This window comes from Escherichia sp. AM3 (genome assembly GCF_032029835.1).
Taxonomy (GTDB): Bacteria; Pseudomonadota; Gammaproteobacteria; order Enterobacterales; family Enterobacteriaceae; genus Escherichia; species Escherichia coli.
The window spans coordinates 1-4731 of the sequence record NZ_JAVUPQ010000127.1 but is presented as its reverse complement, the minus strand read 5'-3'; the positions used below and the strand labels follow the sequence as shown (position 1 = coordinate 4731).

4 protein-coding genes are annotated in these 4731 nt (G+C 58.4%); all 4 read left to right on the top strand.

Features of this window, described 5'->3' with window-relative positions:
• Positions 1-229 precede the first annotated feature (229 nt).
• On the top strand, positions 230-919 hold the full coding sequence (gene paoA, locus RTW80_RS22485) for an aldehyde dehydrogenase iron-sulfur subunit PaoA (protein ID WP_000070700.1): 690 nt from the start codon (positions 230-232) through the stop codon (positions 917-919).
• Complete coding sequence (paoB, locus tag RTW80_RS22480) at positions 916-1872, top strand: aldehyde oxidoreductase FAD-binding subunit PaoB (protein WP_000643333.1); 957 nt, start codon at positions 916-918, stop codon at positions 1870-1872. Before paoA ends, paoB begins: the two co-directional genes overlap by 4 nt.
• Positions 1869-4067, top strand: a complete 2199-nt coding sequence (gene paoC, locus RTW80_RS22475; protein ID WP_000667026.1) for an aldehyde oxidoreductase molybdenum-binding subunit PaoC — start codon at positions 1869-1871, stop codon at positions 4065-4067. Before paoB ends, paoC begins: the two co-directional genes overlap by 4 nt.
• 9 nt (positions 4068-4076) lie before the next feature.
• The coding region (gene paoD, locus RTW80_RS22470) for a molybdenum cofactor insertion chaperone PaoD (protein WP_312720265.1) at positions 4077-4731 on the top strand (655 nt) is incomplete at its 3' end.

Here is a 4731-nt window from a genome sequence, read left to right as displayed (position 1 = left end):
AAATCACAGGTTTCCTTATTGGTTTTTGCATCGTACAACTAAAGCAATAAACCAGCTCCCATCATCATCAACATCCCGGCGAACATGAATTTATTAGCCGGGCTCATAGCTGCATTCGCGTTTTAAGAATAATCCTCCTGCTGTCGCCGACTATGCTTAACGTTTAAAAAAGCATCAGCACTCTCGCAACGCACTCTTATTTTCCCCTTTAGAATACCGGAGGCCTGGTATGAGCAACCAAGGCGAATACCCCGAAGATAATCGGGTTGGGAAGCACGAGCCGCACGATTTAAGTTTGACCCGTCGCGATCTGATTAAAGTGAGCGCCGCAACAGCGGCGACCGCCGTGGTTTATCCTCATTCTACGCTGGCGGCAAGCGTTCCGGCAGCTACACCCGCGCCCGAGATAATGCCCCTGACACTGAAGGTGAACGGCAAAACCGAGCAGCTTGAGGTGGATACCCGAACCACGCTACTGGACACTTTGCGTGAAAATCTGCATTTGATCGGTACCAAGAAAGGTTGCGATCACGGACAGTGCGGAGCCTGTACCGTGCTGGTCAATGGTCGCAGGCTTAATGCCTGCCTGACGCTTGCAGTCATGCATCAGGGGGCCGAGATCACCACCATTGAAGGCCTGGGTTCGCCAGATAATCTTCACCCCATGCAGGCGGCCTTTATCAAGCATGATGGCTTCCAGTGCGGCTACTGCACCTCCGGGCAAATTTGCTCATCAGTAGCGGTGCTAAAAGAGATTCAGGACGGCATTCCCAGTCACGTCACGGTCGATTTGGTTTCCGCTCCAGAAACAACTGCCGATGAGATCCGTGAACGTATGAGCGGCAACATCTGTCGCTGTGGTGCATACGCTAACATCCTTGCCGCCATTGAAGATGCTGCGGGGGAGATAAAATCATGAAGGCGTTTACCTATGAACGAGTGAATACCCCAGCCGAGGCGGCACTTAGCGCTCAGCGCGTACCCGGCGCAAAATTTATCGCGGGCGGGACCAATCTGCTGGACCTGATGAAGCTGGAAATTGAAACGCCCACCCACCTTATCGATGTGAACGGCCTCGGGCTCGATAAGATTGAAGTGACCGACGCGGGTGGGCTGCGCATCGGCGCACTGGTACGGAACACCGACCTGGCGGCTCACGAGCGCGTGCGTCGTGATTACGCGGTACTCTCCCGCGCCCTGCTCGCTGGCGCGTCTGGTCAGTTACGTAATCAGGCAACCACCGCAGGTAATCTGCTCCAGCGCACGCGCTGCCCCTATTTTTACGACACCAATCAGCCCTGCAATAAGCGCCTGCCCGGGAGCGGCTGCGCGGCGCTTGAAGGCTTTAGCCGTCAGCACGCGGTGGTAGGCGTAAGCGAAGCCTGCATTGCCACCCATCCGAGCGATATGGCGGTCGCAATGCGGTTGCTGGATGCGGTGGTGGAAACCATCACGCCGGAGGGAAAGACTCGCAGTATCACACTGGCTGATTTTTATCACCCTCCGGGAAAAACGCCGCACATTGAAACCGCCCTGCTTCCCGGTGAGCTTATCGTTGCGGTGACGTTACCTCCACCGCTCGGCGGAAAACATATCTACCGTAAGGTGCGCGATCGCGCCTCCTACGCCTTTGCCCTGGTATCGGTCGCGGCGATTATTCAGCCTGACGGCAGCGGGCGCGTCGCGCTGGGCGGAGTAGCACATAAGCCCTGGCGCATTGAGGCTGCGGATGCTCAGCTATCCCAGGGGGCGCAGGCCGTATATGACACGCTGTTCGCCAGCGCCCATCCCACCGCTGAAAACACCTTTAAACTCCTGTTGGCGAAGCGAACGCTTGCCTCCGTACTGGCTGAAGCGAGGGCACAGGCATGAAATTTGATAAACCCGCAGGGGAAAACCCGATCGATCAGCTGAAGGTTGTCGGTCGTCCCCATGACCGCATCGACGGACCGCTGAAAACTACCGGCACGGCACGCTACGCCTACGAATGGCATGAAGAAGCCCCCAACGCCGCCTATGGCTATATCGTCGGTTCCGCCATTGCCAAAGGACGCCTCACCGCCCTTGATACGGACGCCGCGCAAAAAGCGCCGGGCGTACTGGCTGTCATTACCGCCAGTAACGCCGGGGCACTCGGCAAAGGCGACAAAAACACCGCCAGGCTGTTAGGCGGCCCCACTATTGAGCACTATCATCAGGCCATTGCGCTGGTAGTGGCCGAGACCTTCGAACAGGCGCGAGCGGCGGCCTCGCTGGTGCAGGCACACTATCGCCGTAATAAAGGAGCTTACTCCCTGGCGGACGAAAAACAGGCCGTCAATCAGCCGCCGGAAGACACGCCCGACAAAAACGTCGGTGACTTTGACGGGGCTTTCACCTCCGCTGCGGTGAAGATTGATGCTACCTACACGACCCCGGACCAGAGCCATATGGCGATGGAGCCGCATGCCTCGATGGCCGTCTGGGATGGAAATAAGCTTACCCTCTGGACCTCAAATCAGATGATTGACTGGTGCCGCACCGATCTGGCAAAAACGCTGAAAGTTCCCGTGGAGAATGTGCGTATTATCTCCCCGTATATCGGCGGAGGGTTTGGCGGCAAGCTGTTCCTGAGAAGCGATGCGCTGCTGGCGGCCCTCGCCGCCCGAGCGGTGAAACGTCCGGTTAAAGTGATGCTCCCCCGCCCCTCTATTCCCAATAACACCACGCACCGCCCCGCCACCCTTCAGCACTTGCGTATCGGTGCCGACCAGAGCGGGAAAATCACCGCTATCTCACATGAAAGCTGGTCTGGAAACCTGCCCGGCGGCACGCCGGAAACGGCGGTACAGCAAAGCGAATTACTCTACGCCGGGGCGAATCGTCATACCGGCCTGCGGCTCGCCACGCTTGATTTGCCGGAAGGGAACGCCATGCGTGCGCCCGGCGAAGCCCCCGGTCTGATGGCGCTCGAAATCGCGATCGACGAACTGGCGGAAAAAGCGGGCATCGATCCCGTCGAGTTTCGCATCCTGAATGACACTCAGGTTGACCCCGCCGACCCGACGCGCTGCTTCTCTCGCCGTCAGCTTATCGAGTGCTTGCGCACCGGAGCGGATAAATTTGGCTGGAAGCAGCGCAACGCCACACCCGGACAGGTGCGCGACGGGGAGTGGCTAGTCGGCCACGGTGTTGCGGCGGGCTTTCGCAATAATCTGCTGGAAAAATCGGGTGCTCGGGTTCACCTCGAACAAAACGGCACCGTTACCGTAGAAACGGACATGACCGACATTGGCACCGGCAGCTACACCATTCTGGCCCAGACGGCAGCGGAAATGCTAGGCGTACCGCTGGAGCAGGTTGCGGTTCACCTCGGCGATTCCAGTTTCCCGGTTTCTGCGGGTTCTGGTGGACAATGGGGCGCGAATACCTCCACCTCCGGCGTTTACGCCGCCTGTATGAAGCTTCGCGAAATGATTGCCTCGGCAGTCGGGTTTGATCCTGAGCAGTCGCAGTTTGCCGACGGCAAGATTACCAACGGTACCCGAAGCGCCACGCTACATGAAGCCACCGCAGGCGGCAGACTGACAGCGGAAGAGAGCATTGAATTCGGAACACTGAGCAAAGAGTACCAGCAGTCGACCTTTGCCGGGCATTTTGTGGAGGTCGGCGTGCATAGCGCGACGGGAGAAGTTCGGGTCCGGCGTATGCTCGCTGTGTGTGCTGCAGGACGCATCCTGAATCCGAAAACTGCTCGCAGCCAGGTCATTGGCGCAATGACTATGGGCATGGGCGCGGCACTGATGGAGGAGCTGGCGGTGGATGACCGTTTGGGCTACTTCGTTAATCACGATATGGCGGGGTATGAGGTGCCGGTTCATGCGGATATCCCAAAACAGGAGGTGATTTTCCTGGATGATACCGACCCCATATCCTCCCCGATGAAGGCCAAAGGTGTCGGTGAGCTGGGCCTGTGCGGCGTGAGCGCGGCTATCGCCAACGCGGTGTATAACGCCACCGGTATTCGGGTACGGGATTATCCCATCACTCTGGATAAGCTGCTCGATAAGCTGCCGGATGTGGTTTAAGGAGGAACAATGTCATACCCGCTTTTTGACAAAGACGAACACTGGCATAAGCCAGAGCAGGCGTTTCTCACCGATGACCACCGGACCATTCTGCGCTTCGCCGTAGAGGCGCTAATGTCCGGTAAAGGAGCGGTGCTGGTGACGCTGGTGGAGATACGCGGCGGCGCGGCGCGCCCGCTCGGGGCGCAGATGGTGGTGCGCGAAGATGGTCGTTACTGCGGTTTTGTCTCTGGCGGCTGCGTGGAGGCCGCTGCCGCTTTTGAAGCGCTGGAGATGATGGGCTCAGGCCGCGATCGCGAAATTCGCTATGGCGAAGGTTCGCCGTGGTTTGACATCGTTCTGCCCTGCGGCGGTGGGATCACGCTGACGCTCCATAAACTACGCTCGGCACAGCCTCTGCTCGCCGTGCTGAACCGCCTGGAACAGAGAAAACCGGTGGGGCTGCGCTACGATCCGCAAGCACAATCGCTGGTGTGCCTGCCCACGCAAACCCGGACGGGCTGGAATCTCAATGGCTTTGAGGTGGGGTTCAGGCCATGCGTCAGGCTGATGATTTACGGACGTTCTCTTGAGGCGCAGGCAACCGCGAGTCTTGCAGCAGCCACAGGCTATGACAGCCATATCTTCGATCTTTTTCCTGCCTCAGCCAGCGCTCAGATCGATA